The organism is Halovulum sp. GXIMD14794, assembly GCF_054457455.1.
The window spans coordinates 136,522-149,779 of sequence record NZ_JBTLNF010000002.1; the positions used below are offsets into that span (position 1 = coordinate 136,522).

Genomic DNA, 13,258 nt, shown 5'->3' on the forward strand with positions numbered 1-13,258 from the left:
CGTTCGAGGCGCATCCTGAGTGCGCGGGGCATGCGATCCCCCGGACGCCGGCATTCGCCCAAGCATCGCGCATTCCCTTCAGGGGAGGCTGCGCCATGGCTTGCGACGATTTCAACTCCACATCCGCGTGCTACCGGCTGCCCTCGATCCCGGCCTCCGAGGTTCTGCGCGCCGCGTCCGGGGCGTTCGACCTAATCGACGTCCGCAAGACGGCGGCGCGTGAGAAGGACGGGCGCGACCTCGCCGGCGCACGCTGGGTCGAGCCGTTTACACTTCGCTTCGAACATCCGGTCCTAAGCGGGTCTCGCCCGCTGGTCTTCTTCTGCGTCCAAGGCCACGAAGTCAGCCAATTCGCCGCGGCGCTCGCGCTGGTCGCAGGTGTCGAGGCACGGTATGTGGAAGGCGGATTCGCGGCGCTCGTCGCGGCGGGCGCGCGGCTTCTGCCGCGGTGCCCGGCCTTGGGGGGCATCGATCAGGAGGGCCGACCGTGAGCGCGGTGAACGAGGCGAAGCGGACCGTCGGGCTTGGCGAGGCGCTGGCCATCTACCTGAAGATCGGCCTGCTGTCCTTCGGCGGTCCCGCCGGGCAGATCGCGCTGATGCAGGACGAGATCGTCGACCGCCGCCGCTGGGTCTCGGCCAGCGATTTCACCAACGGTCTGAGTGTCGCCATGGTCCTGCCGGGGCCCGAGGCGCAACAGCTTGCGACCTGGCTCGGCTGGCGCCTGCACGGTCTTTCGGGCGGGCTTGCGGCTGGGCTCTCGTTCATCCTTCCAGGCGCGGCGCTGATGATCCTGCTGGCCTGGATCTCGGCTGCTTACGGCGAGGTGCCGCTGGTGTCGGCTGTGTTCTACGGCATCCAGCCGGCGGTGCTGGTGATCGTCGCGCGGGCGGTGGTGAATCTCGGCAAGCGGGCGCTCTCGGGACCGGCGGACTGGGCGCTGGCGGCGGCTGCCTTCGTGCTGCTTTGGGGGCTGGGCCTTCCGTTCCCGCTGATCGTTGCGCTGGCCGCGTTGGCAGGGTTGTTCCTGCCGCAGAAATCCATCCCGCAACCGGTGGCGGGCGCGCCCTTCAGCGTCGCCCACGTCGTGGGCACGCTGGCCGTGGGCCTGGGGCTGATCGTGGCGGTCTGGCTGGGCGTACGCGCGACCTTCGGAACCGATCCTTTCGACGGGGTTGCCTATCTGTTCACCACCGCCGCCTTCGTTTCATTCGGCGGCGCCTACGCGTTGCTTCCCTACGTCGCCGAGCGCGCGGTCGAGATCTACGGCTGGCTCGCCCCGGCACAGATGCTCAACGGTCTCGCCATTGCCGAGGCGACGCCCGGGCCGCTGATCCTTGTCACGACCTATGCCGGCTTCTTCGCCGGGTTCGAGAGCGGGCAGGGCGTGCTGACGGCGAGCCTCGCGACCTTCTACACGTTTGCGCCAAGCTTCACGCTGATCCTGGCCGTCGCCCCCTATGTCGCGGCGGTCGAGCGGCAGCCCCTGCTGCGCCGGGCGTTGGCCGGGGTTTCTGCGGCGGTGGTGGGCGTGGTGCTGAACCTCGCGGTCTACCTGGCCGAGGCGGCGCTCATCCCGGCGGGCTGGGGCAGTGTCGAGTGGCCCAAGCTGGCGCTGCTGGGGTTGTTCGCGCTAGCCGCGTTCTGGGGGCCCTGGCCGATGCACGTGCTGGTGATCGCCGGCGCCGTCGCGGGCCTCGCCCTGCTGGGCGCCGGGGTCATCTGACGAGTCAGCTGCCCGCGAAAGGTGCGTCCTCGCCCCAGATCTGTTTGACCCGCGCGTCGCGCCGGCAGCCGGTGCGATAACTTTTGTAGCGCAGGGGATTCTTCAGGTAATAGTCCTGGTGGTAATCCTCGGCCGGCCAGAAGGTGGCGGCATCGCGGATCGTTGTGACCACCTGCGTGCCGATCTGCGCCTCGGCGGCGGCGACCTCGGCCTCGGCGGTGGCGCGTTCCTCGGGGGTCGCGACGAAGATCGCGGTGGTGTAGCTCTCGCCCCGGTCGCAGAACTGCCCGCTTGCATCGGTCGGATCGATCGATCGCAGGAAAAGCTCGAGGATCCGCTCGTGGCTGACGGTGTCGGCGTCGTAGGTGATTTCGACCACCTCTAGGTGACCGGTGTTGCCGCGTACGACCTGGCGGTAGCCGGGGTTCTCGACATGGCCGCCGGAGTAGCCCGAGACAGCGGATTTCACGCCCTCGACCTTTTCGAAATCGGCCTCCGTGCACCAGAAGCAGCCGCCGGCGACGACCACGGTGCGAATGTCCTCGGCCTGGGCGCCAGGGGCGAAACCCAGAAGGAGCAGGGATGCGAGCAGCGGTTTCATGATGGTCCTCCGTTTGTCACCAGCCTGAGCGCAGGTGGCTGCGCGGGCAAGCGCCGGGCAGCAAGGCTCACGGCTTTGTCACTGTGCGCGATGCCGACGGAGCTAGTGTGGTGAGGTGATGGGCCGTGCCCTTGCGCGGGTCCCGCGAGGCTCGAAACGGAAGGAGACCCCGATGCTGCGCCACCTGATCCCGGCCGCCCTGGCGCTGTTCGCCAGCGCCGCGCACGCCGCCGACCTGACCCCGCGCGAGGGGTGGGAGGTCCGACCGACCGGCAAGACCCACGCCGAGCTGGTCGAGGCCACCCGCGCCGCAATCGGCGAGTCGCCCCTTGCTGTTGTCACCCAGGCGGGACCGACCGGCGCTGCCGCCAGCCGTGGCATAGAGATCCCGGGCAACTTGGTGATCGGTGCGTTCAACAACGATTTCGCGGTGAAGATCCTGAACCTCTCCACCGCCGCGATGATCGAGGCCCCGGTGCGCTTTTACGTCACCGAGAACGCGGACGGATCGGCGACCCTGTCCCACAAGAAGCCCAGCTTTGTCTTCGCGCCCTATCTCGACGAGGGCGGCGAGGAGCTCGAGGCACTGGCCGCGGAACTCGACGCGCTTTTCGCAGGGATCGTGGAAGCTGCGACGGCGGAATGAGCGCCAACCGCTCGTGCCCGTCAGGGCGCGGGCTCATGGACCTGTCGCGGCTTTCCCGCGACGCCGCCGGACTACCGGATCAAAGCTCCAGGTAGGCGAGGCCGATGGTCTGTAACTCCACTTGGAAGGCATGGCGGGCGTCGTCGCGCGCCTCCGGTGGGGTAAGTTCCATCAGGCGTTCCAGGAACTCGCGGGCATCCCCCAGCTCGCGGCCTATGATCGCCAGCTTTCCTGCCGTCGCGGCCGCGTCCTTGGCCCGAACCTTTGGCGATTGCGCGGCGAAGCGCTCCATCTCCCAGGCGCGCACGCCCTCCATCTTCTCGCGGGAGTACTCGTGCAGCAGCTCGACACGACCCGCCGAACGGAACCCGATCCGTCGCAACACGCGGCCCGACGCGGGGTTCTGCCGGTCCCAGTAGACCGCGTAGACGCGCTTCAGCCTGCCGTGCGCGCGTGCTGCGGCCACCACGGCCAGCCCGGCCTCGGTGGCGATGCCTTTGCCGTGGTATGCATGGCCGAGAGCGTGGAAGAATTCGCCCGACAGCCTGCCGTCTTCGCGAGGCAGGTAGAAGCCGGAAACGCCAAGAAATGCCCCCGGCTCCGCCAGTCTCGGATCGCGCGAGCGCAGGGCGAACGGGCCCAGTCCACCACCGTCCCAGACCGGGATGAACGGGCTCTGGGCGCCGCAGGCCCAGCGCGCGGCCTCACGCCGAGGCGCGTCGGGCGCGCGCATGTCGTGCGCGAGGTTCCGGACAACCTCGGGATCCGAGAACACGGTCTGCGCAAGCGCCTCGATGTCGCCGGGGCCGAGCGGGTCCAGCCGAAGGCGTTGCGTCAGGATAGGTGGGTAGGTGAGCACCACGGTCATGTCGGGATTCTACCACGTCCCGGGGCGTACGGTCCCGTGAGCCGACAAAAAACGGTGAAGCGAGTCGAAACGGTCGCAGTCTTGCGTGATGGCGGCCGGCGCCAGAGGACGCCGGCCGCCAATGTCTCAGCGGGACTTGAGCCGCCGCGCGCGGGCGGCCAGCAGTTTCAGCCGCAGCGCGTTGATCTTGATGAAGCCCGCCGCGTCCTTCTGGTCGTAGGCACCGGCGTCATCTTCAAAAGTCACGTGCGCTTCGGAATAGAGCGTGGCGTCCGACCAGCGGCCCACGACCGCGGCGCGGCCTTTGTAGAGCTTCACCCGCACCGTGCCTTCGACATGGGCCTGGCTGGCGTCGATGGCGGCCTGCAGCATCTCGCGCTCGGGGCTGAACCAGAAGCCGTTATAGATCAGTTCGGCATAGCGCGGCATCAGCTCGTCCTTCAGGTGCGCCGCGCCGCGGTCGAGGGTGATCTGCTCGATGCCCCGGTGCGCCTCAAGCAGGACGGTGCCGCCTGGCGTCTCGTAGATGCCGCGCGACTTCATGCCCACGAACCGGCCTTCGACCAGGTCCAGCCGGCCGACGCCGTGCTTGCCGCCCAGCTCGTTAAGCTTTGTCAGCAGCGCGGCGGGCGACAGCGCCTCGCCGTTGATGGCCACCGGATCGCCTTTGGCGAAGGTGATCTCGATGTACTCGGGCGTGTCCGGTGCTTTCTCGGGGTCGACGGTGCGCTGGTACACGTAGTCGGGCGCTTCCTGCGCCGGGTCCTCCAGCACCTTGCCCTCGGACGAGGTGTGCAGCAGGTTCGCGTCCACGCTGAACGGCGCCTCGCCGCGCTTGTCCTTGGCGATCGGGATCTGGTTCGCCTCGGCAAAGGCTAGCAGCTTGGTCCGGCTCGACAGATCCCACTCGCGCCAGGGCGCGATCACCTTGATGTCCGGGTTCAGCGCATAGGCCGACAGCTCGAACCGCACCTGGTCGTTGCCCTTGCCGGTCGCGCCGTGGGCGACCGCATCGGCGCCGGTCTCGGCGGCGATCTCGACCAGGCGCTTCGAGATCAGTGGCCGCGCGATCGAGGTGCCCAGCAGGTAGAGCCCCTCGTAAACCGCGTTGGCACGGAACATCGGGAAGACGAAGTCGCGGACAAACTCCTCGCGGACATCCTCGATATAGATGTTCTCGGGCTTGATCCCCAGCAGCTCGGCCTTCTTGCGCGCGGGCTCGAGCTCTTCCCCCTGGCCGAGATCGGCGGTGAAGGTCACCACCTCGCAGCCGTATTCGGTCTGCAGCCATTTGAGGATGATCGAGGTGTCGAGGCCGCCAGAGTAGGCCAGGACGACTTTCTTGGGCGTGGACATCGGTGCAATTGCCTTTTCGACTGATCGCGCAGCGGAGTAGTTTGGTTTTGTCTTGCTTGCAAGGGGAGCGGGCGTTCGCCCGGCTAGCCGCGCTCGTCCTTTGGCGATCCCATGACCACATAGGTGGTTAGTGCGGCGACATGGGGCAGGGTGCCCAGCAGGTCCGTGTGGAACGCCTTGTAGGCGGCAAGGTCCGCGACCTCGACCCGCAGCAGGTATTCGACGGCCCCGGTGACGTTGTGGCATTCGCGCACGGCGGGCGCGGCGGACATCGCGCGCTCGAAGGCTTCCTGAGCGGGCTTGGTGTGGTCGTTCAGGTGCACGGCGACATAGGCAGTGAACCCCACACCGAGCGCCGGGCGATCCAGCACCGCGCGGTATCCAGAGATGACACCAGAGCGTTCCAGTTCCTGCACGCGGCGCAGGCAGGCGGATGGGGACAGGCCGACTCGGGTCGCAAGCTCGGCATTGCTGACCCGTGCGTCGTGGGTCAGCTCCTGCAATATGCGTTCGTTGATGCTGTCGAGTTTCGGCATTTGTTGTGCATATAGGGCGGTCATCACCGCAGATTGCAAGCACGTGCTGCTGATGTTCGCATACTCTTGCGCGCATGACAGTTGATGCCATTCTCGCTCTTGCCGCCTTCGCCTTCGTGACCTCGATCACGCCGGGGCCGAACAACCTGATGCTGATGGCCTCGGGCGCCAACTTCGGTCTGCGCCGGACGCTGCCGCATATGTTGGGCGTCGGGCTGGGGTTCATGCTGATGTTGCTTCTGGTCGGCGTCGGGCTGGCGCAGGTGTTCGAGCGCTATCCTCTGGCGCGGGATCTGCTGCGGGCGCTCAGCGTGACCTACCTTCTGTACCTCGCGTGGAAGATCGCTAATGCCGCGCCGCCCGAGGCCGGAGAGGCGCAAGGCAGGCCGATCACTTTCCTCCAGGCGGCCGCGTTCCAGTGGGTGAACCCCAAGGCCTGGGCGATGGCGCTGACCGCGGTGACAGTCCATGCGCCGGGGCACGGACTGGGCGCCGTGGCGCTTGTCGCGCTGATCTTCGGGCTGGTGAACCTGCCTTCGGTCGGCTCTTGGACGCTGCTTGGCACGCAACTGAGCCGTTGGCTTTCAAGCCCGGCGCGGCTGCGCATGTTCAACCGGGCGATGGCGCTTCTTCTGGTGGCGACCCTCTACCCGGTGCTGACCTCTATCTGAGCGTCAGTATTCCAGCGTCTCGCCGAAGCGCGCCCACATCTTGGCGACGATCTCGCGCTCGCGGTCCTTGAACAGCGACATGTCTAGCCGGTCCCACTCCGCCTTCCGCGAGAAGCCGCGTGCGACGTGGTCGGGAAGCTCTTCCTTCGGGATGTTGTTCTGCTTGCGTTGCGGGACGTAGACCTTGTCGGCCGCGCTGAAGCAGGCCGGGTGGCGTTCGAGACCTAGGTGATCCAGCAGACGCGCGATTTCCGGGTCCGGGTCCGCCGCAAGACGGGCATGGGAAATCGCGAAATCGATGTTCGAATCCGGATGGTCGATCACTTGTGCCATCTCGACGATGCCGACCCATGCCCGGCGCTGCGGGACCTTCCAGTAATCCATCGAGGACAGCACGACGTCATAGGGATGCCGCAGGATGGTGATGTTGCGGCTGTCCGGGAAACTTTCGTGGAAGGCGTTCCAATACCATGCGCACCGTGCGGGAATGCCCATGGCCTTTGGAAAATGGCGCATCACCCAAGGCATGTTGATGGGTTTCTGCATCCATTCCTTGTGGCCGGTGTCCGGGAAGGTCGCCAGCATCGCGGCGCGTACCGCCTTGCCGCACCGGGCGTCATGGTTGTCGACGCCCCCGAGTATCGGGTCAGGCCGGATGATGCCCTTGGATTTCTCCAATGAATGCCAGACGCCGAAGACCATTTGAGCGGTCTCGCCCACGGCGATCATGTCCGGATGCCCTTTCAGGATGTTCATGACCAGCGAGGTGCCGGAACGGCCCCGGGAAATCAGCGAAATCGGGCGGGTGATATTCTCTTCTGAGGGCATCTGGCCTTCGCAATCCATTCGAATCGCGTCTGCTTAACCCATTCCGGATTGCTGTGCCATTGTCCCGTTCCATGTGCGGGTCTGTGGCGCAGAGGGGCCGGTCGGGCGTTGTCGTGGGCCTGTAATGACCCCCCAACCGGCGCTCTGAAAAGTGTTTCGCGGCGCTTCCTGCCGACTGACTATAGACACCGGAGCGCCATTTTGCAGATCGGGCAGCGGGACCGGGAGGGCCCGCAACCCTTCGCGCGCCAGTGGAGCAAGGGTAAGCACTACACGCGAGGCGTGCTGTAGCTAATCGCACAGTTCATACGTTACTGGATTTTGAGTGGCGTTCCGGCAAGCTCGGTCGGGGCTTGGTCGGCACTGCGGCACTCGGCAAGGAACACCGGATAGTCGGCGGTGGCGCGCGACAAGGCGCCGTCCAACTGCCGCTCACAGGCCTCGAAGGACACCGCGGCGATGTCGTAGGTCTGCACCGGGATGCAGGCGCTGCCGTCGTCCGCGCAGCCGGACAGGATGATGATGAACGCTTCCAACATGATACTACAACGTAAGTGGCGCATGGCCGGTTCCGATGTAGCGTCGCGCACAATCTGGTGAGAAAGATGGCAGGTTTCGGGCGGCCCGGTACGCTGTGTCCGCGAGGTGACAGCGCGGCGCTAGCCCGGAGGCGGCGCCGATGCTAGACCGCCTGCGGAATCGCAGGAGGGCGACGATGCTGAACATGCTGGACTATCCGGGACCCGAGGCCGGCTCGGCGGACGTGCCGCTGTTGATCGCGCACGGGCTGTTTGGCTCGGCCCGAAACTGGAACGTGATCGCGAAGCGGCTGAGCGATTCCCGGCGCGTGGTGGCGGTGGACATGCGCAATCACGGCGACAGCCCCTGGTTTGATGAGCATACCTACCCGGCCATGGCGCAGGATCTGGCCGAGGTGATCGACGCGCTCGGCGGGCGGGCCGACGTGCTCGGTCACTCGATGGGCGGAAAGGCGGCGATGGTGCTTGCGGCTCAATCACCGGAGTGTGTCCGGCACCTGATCGTCGCGGATATTGCACCTGTCGCCTATTCCCACAGTCAGGCACCAGTAGCGGCGGCGATGCAGGCGGTGGATCTCGGCAATGTCTCGCGCCGGTCCGAGGCGGACGCGCAACTCAAGGAGCACCTTGCGGATCCGATGTTACGGGCTTTTCTGCTGCAAAGCCTCGCGGTCGAGCCCGAGGGCGCGCGTTGGAAGGTGAACCTCGACGTGCTGGCGGACCAGATGCCGCTGATCATGGGCTTTCCGGAGATCAAGGCACAGTTCGGCGGCCGCGCCACGGCATTGCGCGGCGGGGCGTCGGACTATGTGACGGATGATCGACTGGATGCGCTGCGGACCGTCCTGACGGCGGTGGAGGTCGTCACCATGGACGGGCTCGGCCACTGGCTGCATGCCGAAGATCCGCGCGGCTTCGAGGCTGAACTGCGCCGGTTGCTCGACTGAGCGACCGGCGCTTCGGCGTCAGTTCATACGCTCGAGCGCCAGCGCGATTCCCTGGCCGCCGCCGATGCACATGGTGACGATGGCGCGGTTGGCCTTGGTGCGGTCCAACTCGGACAGGGCCTTGAGTGTGATGATTGCGCCGGTCGCGCCGACAGGGTGGCCAAGCGCGATGGCGCCGCCGTTCGGGTTCACCTTGGCGGAGTCGAAGCCCAGTTCATTCGATACAGCCAGCGCCTGTGCGGCAAAGGCCTCGTTCGATTCGATCACGTCGACCTGGTCGAGAGCCCAGCCGGTGCGTTCCAGCAGCTTGCGCACCGCGGGGATCGGGCCAAGGCCCATGACATCGGGGCGCACGCCCGCGTGCGCATAGGCAACCAGCCGGGCGCGGGGCTTGAGCCCGGCGGCCTCGGCCGCGTCGGCGGTGGCCAGGACGATGGCCGCAGCCCCGTCGTTGATCCCGCTGGCGTTGCCTGCGGTGACCGTGCCGTCCTTCTGGAAGGCTGGACGCAGGCCCGCCAGGGCCTCGGCGGTGGTTTCCTTCGGATGCTCGTCGCGGTCGAAGGCGACAGTCTGGCGCTTCACCGTGACCTCGACCGGAACGATCTGGTCGTCAAACCGACCCTCGGCCTGCGCGCGCGCGGTCCGGGTCTGTGATTCGAGCGCGAAGGCGTCCTGGGCCTCGCGGCTGATCTGGTGTTCGCGGGCGACGTTCTCGGCTGTGACCCCCATGTGGCCGGTGCCGAAGGGGCAGTTCAGCGCGCCGATCATCATGTCGAGCGCGCGCACGTCGCCCATCTTCGCGCCGAACCGTCCAGCAGGCAGGATGTGAGGCGCGCGGGACATGCTCTCGGCGCCGCCGGCGAGGGCGAAGTCCGCGTCGCCCAGCATCAGCGACTGCGCCGCCGAAACGATCGCCTGTGCGCCCGAGCCGCAGAGCCGGTTCACGTTCATCGCCGGCACGCTGTCGGGGATCCCGGCCTCGATCGCCGCAGCGCGGCTGAGGTACATGTCGCGCGGTTCGGTGTTGATCACGTGCCCGAAGGCGACATGTCCGATCTGCCCGGGCTCGATGCCAGAGCGCTCCATGGCGGCCTCGGTAACCGTACGTGCCAGTTGGATGGGCGGGGTCCCGGCGAGCGCCCCGCCGAAGGTGCCGATGGCGGTGCGTGCACCGTCGAGAATCACGATATCTGCGGTCATGGTCCGTCCTCCCCTTGTTCTGCGGCCATTTCGGCCGCCGTTCGCTGCAGTCTGCGGCCGTGCGTCGTTGTGGACAAGGCCCAGTGACGCGCGGTCAGGAATCGACCCTGCGATAGGGGGTAGGTCAGGTGCCGGCACGTATCCGGTTCCGGCCCGCATTCTTGGCGGCATAAAGATGGTCATCCGCCCGGGCGAGGAGCGTCAGCCCGTCGTCCTCCGGGCGGCGCACCGTGATGCCGCCTGACAGTGTCAGGTGGCCGATCTCCTCGCGTGAGGACTGGCTGATCCAGAGAATCTCGGCGAAGGCGCCGCGAATCGTCTCGCACAGCGCTTCGGCACCCGCGAGCGGGGTTTCGGGCAAGACAAGGACGAACTCCTCGCCGCCCAGCCGCGCCGCGAAATCCTTACCCTTGGTGTTGCGCTTCAGGATATGGCCGATGCCGCGCAGCACATTGTCGCCCGCCGCGTGGCCCCAGCCGTCGTTGACGGCCTTGAACTCGTCGAGGTCCAGCAAGGCCACGCAGAACGGATCCGACGCGGCCAGGAGTCCTTCCAGCCGCTCCTCGAAGCAGCGCCGGTTCGGCAGCCCGGTGAGGTGATCGCGCGAAGCCGCCTCCCGCAGGTTGGCAAGCTCGCGCTCCATTTCCTTCAGTTGCGAGCGGGTATGCTCCAGCTGCTCCGAGACCGAACGGGTGTCGTCGAGATGCGCCCGGCCGGAGAGCACCAGGTGGCGGCAGAGGCTCTGTAGCTCCTCTCGCGTCACGAACCCTGCCATCTCTCTTAGGCTGCGGCGCAGCTCGTCGGTCATGCGCAGATTGCCACGGATACCGTCGCTCAGGCGGGCACTGACGTCGGAGAGCTCTGTCGCGAGCATCGTGCGCACCCGCTCCAGTTCCTGCTGCAAAGGTGGCGGGCCGAAGTGCCGGGCGTGCACCCGGGCAAGACTGTCCGACCGCTCGCCCGGGCCGGAAGCCAGCGCGGTTTCGACCTCAGCACAAAGGTCCGCCTCGGACGAATCGAGATAGCGGAGCAGCAACTCGAAAGCCTGGGGCGTGATCGGCACGCCTTTCGCGTCGGCCAGGTCCAGGACCCTGCGCGCCTTGTGAGAGCTGGACAGTCTGCGGTCTTCAATCATCGCGCGTCTCCGGACGGGAGGTCGGTCAATGATTGTTTCCTAGCGGCAGCAACTCACCAAAACGTAAACCGGTTCGGGCCGCAGTGTTGCCCCAAGAATTAACGGCGCGTTAACCCTTTAAAGCGCATTTTCATAAATTGTGGTGGTTTGGCCCTCGGGCCTTGAGATTCGTCCTTCTGGGGGCTTTGGGATGAGAATACTGCTGGTTCAAGAGAATGAAGATCTGGGGCGCATATGGTGCCGGTTCCTCGAAAGACATGGGGTAACGGTCGACTATGCGGGCACGCAGGCACAAGCCTTCGAGGCGCTGGGGACCCGGACATACGATGCGCTGGTGATCGATCCGGTGCTGCACGAGCCCGGCGACGGGCTGGCCGTGGCCGACATGGCCACGGTGCGCAACCCGGACATCGTGATTCTCGCGGTGACGAAGTCGACCTTCCTCTCCGAAGGATCGATCTTCAGCCTGATCCCTAACGCGCGGGGCGTCATGCACACGCCGATGCGTCCCGACGATCTGCTGGCCTATCTGCAGCACTTTCACGCCCGCTCCGGCGCCGGCGGGCAGGAGCTTCAGACGGCGCACAGCGGCAAGGCGTGAAGATCAGGCCGCGGCCAGCCAGTCGCGGCCGTGCGGTTCGGTCCAGTCGATCGCGGGGGCGAGCGGGACGATGCGGTGCGGGTTCACGCTTTCCTGGCTGAAGTGGTAGTGCCGCCGGATGTGGTCGAAATCGACCGTGCCCGCCACGCCCGGCCACTGGTAAAGTTCGCGTGCGTAGGCCCAAAGCGCGGGGAAATCGATCAGCCGGTTGCGCGAGCACTTGAAGTGACCGTGATAGACCGGGTCGAAGCGTAGAAGGGTCGGCAGCAGGCGCCAGTCCGCCTCGGTTATCCGGTCACCGGTCAGATACCGTTGAGCCGAAAGCCGGTCTTCGAGCCAGTCGAGGCTGTTGAAGAGCTCGGTCACCGCCCGGTCGTATGCGCCTTGGGACGTGGCGAAGCCTGAACGGTAGACGCCATTGTTGATCGTCTTGTAGATGCGCTCGTTCAGCTCGTCGATTTCGGCGCGAAGCGGCTCGGGGTAGTAATCTTCCTGGTTCCCGGTCAAGCCGTTGAACGCGCTGTTGAACATCCGAATGATCTCGGCGCTCTCGTTCGAGACGATGGTCTCGGTTTCGCGGTCCCAGAGGACCGGCACGGTCGATCGTGTCGTCGCGCGCGGATCGGCCTTCTGATAGATCTGGTAGAGGTACTCCGCGCTGTTCTCGCGGTCGCCGGTCGCGCCTTCGAACTCGGTCGAGAAGGTCCAGCCGTTCGCAAGCATGTCCGGGTGGACGACATCGACGGTGATGTGCTTCTCGAGCCCCTTGAGAGCGCGGTATATCAGCGTCCGGTGCGCCCAGGGGCAAGCATAGCTGACGTAGAGGTGATAGCGCCCGCTCTCGGCCTTGAAGCCGGCTTCTCCCGTGGGACCAGCGCTGCCGTCGGCGGTGACCCAATTGCGGAACGTGGACGGCTTGCGCTGGAAGCTGCCGTCGCCGCCGGTCGGAAATTTCGGGTCCGTGTCCCAGACCCCGTCTATGAGCTGGCCCATGCGGCCCTCCTGCAATTCTGGTCGTCCTCAGACGTAGTGCAGGTCAGGATCGTGATCACCCCATCGATCCGCGGCAGGTTCGTTCGCGATGCGGAAACAATTGAAGGGGGGCCAAAGAATCTTCGACAGACCCCGGTAACCGCTCTACTCTTTGTTAAGGTTGCTGGTTTTACCGGTGTGGGAAACCGTGTGGGGAGCGTAATGATGGACAGCCACCTGCCGAGCGATGTGCTATCTGCACTCGCCGGACCGAAGAAGAGCGCCGGGGGGCCTAAGCGCCGACTTCGACTTCGGACCGGAACGGATGAAATAGAAGTCGTCGAGATGTGGCACAGCGGTTTTGCCGTCGCGCTCGACGCGCCGCGCGTCAAACGCGGGTTCGTCGATCTCTACGACGGCGGCCGACACCTCTATCACGGTCTGGCCTATCCAACCGCCGAAACCACTGAACTGCGGCTTTTCGCGTTCAAGACGCGGCAGGACGCGGACGCGGCTCCGCCGCCCGATTACGAGCGCAGCGTCGACGCGCCGGCGGGATTGCTGCCGCGTTTCTAGGCATCTGCCCGGCACCGATGTTGCCGGGCGTTTTCTTCCCTTGGCTTTCCGGGCCG

Annotated in this window: 16 protein-coding genes; 7 read left to right on the forward strand and 9 right to left on the reverse strand. The window is 66.2% G+C overall.

Features of this window, described 5'->3' with window-relative positions; all coding sequences use genetic code 11:
* Positions 1–95 precede the first annotated feature (95 nt).
* On the forward strand, positions 96–491 hold the full coding sequence (locus ACW9UR_RS01285) for a rhodanese-like domain-containing protein (protein WP_458915086.1): 396 nt from the start codon (positions 96–98) through the stop codon (positions 489–491).
* Entirely contained in the window at positions 488–1,726 is a 1,239-nt protein-coding gene (chrA, locus tag ACW9UR_RS01290; protein ID WP_458915087.1) for a chromate efflux transporter, read from the forward strand. The genes ACW9UR_RS01285 and chrA overlap by 4 nt, the downstream gene beginning before the upstream one ends.
* A 4-nt stretch (positions 1,727–1,730) precedes the next feature.
* Here chrA and msrA read toward each other — a convergent pair whose 3' ends face one another.
* Positions 1,731–2,327 (reverse strand): peptide-methionine (S)-S-oxide reductase MsrA, encoded by a 597-nt coding sequence (gene msrA, locus ACW9UR_RS01295; protein ID WP_458915088.1) that lies wholly within the window; start codon positions 2,325–2,327, stop codon positions 1,731–1,733.
* Between the two features lie 172 nt (positions 2,328–2,499).
* Here msrA and ACW9UR_RS01300 point away from each other — a divergent pair, with 172 nt between their 5' ends.
* Positions 2,500–2,973: a DUF302 domain-containing protein gene (locus ACW9UR_RS01300; protein WP_458915089.1), complete on the forward strand. Its 474-nt coding sequence runs from the start codon at positions 2,500–2,502 to the stop codon at positions 2,971–2,973.
* Between the two features lie 79 nt (positions 2,974–3,052).
* On the opposite strand, the gene ACW9UR_RS01305 is transcribed toward ACW9UR_RS01300, so the two are convergent.
* The 3 genes from ACW9UR_RS01305 to ACW9UR_RS01315 all read right to left on the reverse strand — a co-directional run bounded on the left by ACW9UR_RS01305 (position 3,053) and on the right by ACW9UR_RS01315 (position 5,733).
* Positions 3,053–3,841 (reverse strand): GNAT family N-acetyltransferase, encoded by a 789-nt coding sequence (locus ACW9UR_RS01305; protein ID WP_458915090.1) that lies wholly within the window; start codon positions 3,839–3,841, stop codon positions 3,053–3,055.
* A 126-nt stretch (positions 3,842–3,967) separates the two neighbouring features.
* The gene (locus ACW9UR_RS01310) at positions 3,968–5,197 is read right to left on the reverse strand and encodes an argininosuccinate synthase (protein WP_458915091.1); all 1,230 of its coding nucleotides are present in this window, start codon (positions 5,195–5,197) and stop codon (positions 3,968–3,970) included.
* 83 nt (positions 5,198–5,280) lie between these two features.
* Positions 5,281–5,733: an Lrp/AsnC family transcriptional regulator gene (locus ACW9UR_RS01315; RefSeq protein WP_458915092.1), complete on the reverse strand. Its 453-nt coding sequence runs from the start codon at positions 5,731–5,733 to the stop codon at positions 5,281–5,283.
* A 74-nt stretch (positions 5,734–5,807) separates the two neighbouring features.
* Between ACW9UR_RS01315 and ACW9UR_RS01320 the strand changes: the two genes are divergently transcribed.
* A complete protein-coding gene (locus tag ACW9UR_RS01320) occupies positions 5,808–6,404 on the forward strand; it encodes a LysE family translocator (RefSeq protein WP_458915093.1) in 597 nt (198 codons plus the stop codon).
* Between the two features lie 3 nt (positions 6,405–6,407).
* Here the strand turns inward: ACW9UR_RS01320 and ACW9UR_RS01325 are convergent, their stop codons facing one another.
* Complete coding sequence (locus tag ACW9UR_RS01325; RefSeq protein ID WP_458915094.1) at positions 6,408–7,232, reverse strand: sulfotransferase; 825 nt, start codon at positions 7,230–7,232, stop codon at positions 6,408–6,410.
* A gap of 311 nt (positions 7,233–7,543) precedes the next feature.
* Positions 7,544–7,771 carry a hypothetical protein gene (locus tag ACW9UR_RS01330; protein WP_458915095.1) on the reverse strand — a complete coding sequence of 76 codons (228 nt, stop codon included), beginning with the start codon at positions 7,769–7,771 and terminating at the stop codon, positions 7,544–7,546.
* Positions 7,772–7,947: 176 nt separating this feature from the next.
* Here ACW9UR_RS01330 and ACW9UR_RS01335 point away from each other — a divergent pair, with 176 nt between their 5' ends.
* The gene (locus ACW9UR_RS01335; protein ID WP_458915096.1) at positions 7,948–8,718 is read left to right on the forward strand and encodes an alpha/beta fold hydrolase; all 771 of its coding nucleotides are present in this window, start codon (positions 7,948–7,950) and stop codon (positions 8,716–8,718) included.
* A gap of 18 nt (positions 8,719–8,736) precedes the next feature.
* Here the strand turns inward: ACW9UR_RS01335 and ACW9UR_RS01340 are convergent, their stop codons facing one another.
* The gene (locus ACW9UR_RS01340) at positions 8,737–9,918 is read right to left on the reverse strand and encodes an acetyl-CoA C-acyltransferase family protein (RefSeq protein ID WP_458915097.1); all 1,182 of its coding nucleotides are present in this window, start codon (positions 9,916–9,918) and stop codon (positions 8,737–8,739) included.
* 124 nt (positions 9,919–10,042) lie between these two features.
* Complete coding sequence (locus ACW9UR_RS01345; protein ID WP_458915098.1) at positions 10,043–11,053, reverse strand: GGDEF domain-containing protein; 1,011 nt, start codon at positions 11,051–11,053, stop codon at positions 10,043–10,045.
* 190 nt (positions 11,054–11,243) lie between these two features.
* Here ACW9UR_RS01345 and ACW9UR_RS01350 point away from each other — a divergent pair, with 190 nt between their 5' ends.
* Complete coding sequence (locus ACW9UR_RS01350; RefSeq protein ID WP_458915099.1) at positions 11,244–11,654, forward strand: response regulator; 411 nt, start codon at positions 11,244–11,246, stop codon at positions 11,652–11,654.
* A 3-nt stretch (positions 11,655–11,657) separates the two neighbouring features.
* Here ACW9UR_RS01350 and ACW9UR_RS01355 read toward each other — a convergent pair whose 3' ends face one another.
* Positions 11,658–12,647, reverse strand: coding sequence for a glutathione S-transferase family protein (locus ACW9UR_RS01355; protein ID WP_458915100.1), 990 nt, complete (start codon positions 12,645–12,647; stop codon positions 11,658–11,660).
* A 204-nt stretch (positions 12,648–12,851) separates the two neighbouring features.
* Here ACW9UR_RS01355 and ACW9UR_RS01360 point away from each other — a divergent pair, with 204 nt between their 5' ends.
* Positions 12,852–13,202 carry a hypothetical protein gene (locus ACW9UR_RS01360; RefSeq protein ID WP_458915101.1) on the forward strand — a complete coding sequence of 117 codons (351 nt, stop codon included), beginning with the start codon at positions 12,852–12,854 and terminating at the stop codon, positions 13,200–13,202.
* Positions 13,203–13,258 lie beyond the last annotated feature (56 nt).

Bases quoted from the DNA above. Each gene is read 5' to 3' on its own strand.
- ACW9UR_RS01325 (WP_458915094.1), bottom strand. From the start codon at position 7,232: ATGCCCTCAGAAGAGAATATCACCCGCCCGATTTCGCTGATTTCCCGG.
- ACW9UR_RS01300 (WP_458915089.1), top strand. From the start codon at position 2,500: ATGCTGCGCCACCTGATCCCGGCCGCCCTGGCGCTGTTCGCCAGCGCC.
- ACW9UR_RS01315 (WP_458915092.1), bottom strand. From the start codon at position 5,733: ATGCCGAAACTCGACAGCATCAACGAACGCATATTGCAGGAGCTGACC.
- msrA (WP_458915088.1), bottom strand. From the start codon at position 2,327: ATGAAACCGCTGCTCGCATCCCTGCTCCTTCTGGGTTTCGCCCCTGGC.
- ACW9UR_RS01340 (WP_458915097.1), bottom strand. From the start codon at position 9,918: ATGACCGCAGATATCGTGATTCTCGACGGTGCACGCACCGCCATCGGC.
- ACW9UR_RS01335 (WP_458915096.1), top strand. From the start codon at position 7,948: ATGCTGAACATGCTGGACTATCCGGGACCCGAGGCCGGCTCGGCGGAC.
- ACW9UR_RS01360 (WP_458915101.1), top strand. From the start codon at position 12,852: ATGGACAGCCACCTGCCGAGCGATGTGCTATCTGCACTCGCCGGACCG.
- ACW9UR_RS01330 (WP_458915095.1), bottom strand. From the start codon at position 7,771: ATGTTGGAAGCGTTCATCATCATCCTGTCCGGCTGCGCGGACGACGGC.
- ACW9UR_RS01320 (WP_458915093.1), top strand. From the start codon at position 5,808: ATGACAGTTGATGCCATTCTCGCTCTTGCCGCCTTCGCCTTCGTGACC.
- ACW9UR_RS01305 (WP_458915090.1), bottom strand. From the start codon at position 3,841: ATGACCGTGGTGCTCACCTACCCACCTATCCTGACGCAACGCCTTCGG.
- ACW9UR_RS01285 (WP_458915086.1), top strand. From the start codon at position 96: ATGGCTTGCGACGATTTCAACTCCACATCCGCGTGCTACCGGCTGCCC.
- ACW9UR_RS01350 (WP_458915099.1), top strand. From the start codon at position 11,244: ATGAGAATACTGCTGGTTCAAGAGAATGAAGATCTGGGGCGCATATGG.
- ACW9UR_RS01310 (WP_458915091.1), bottom strand. From the start codon at position 5,197: ATGTCCACGCCCAAGAAAGTCGTCCTGGCCTACTCTGGCGGCCTCGAC.
- ACW9UR_RS01345 (WP_458915098.1), bottom strand. From the start codon at position 11,053: ATGATTGAAGACCGCAGACTGTCCAGCTCTCACAAGGCGCGCAGGGTC.
- ACW9UR_RS01355 (WP_458915100.1), bottom strand. From the start codon at position 12,647: ATGGGCCAGCTCATAGACGGGGTCTGGGACACGGACCCGAAATTTCCG.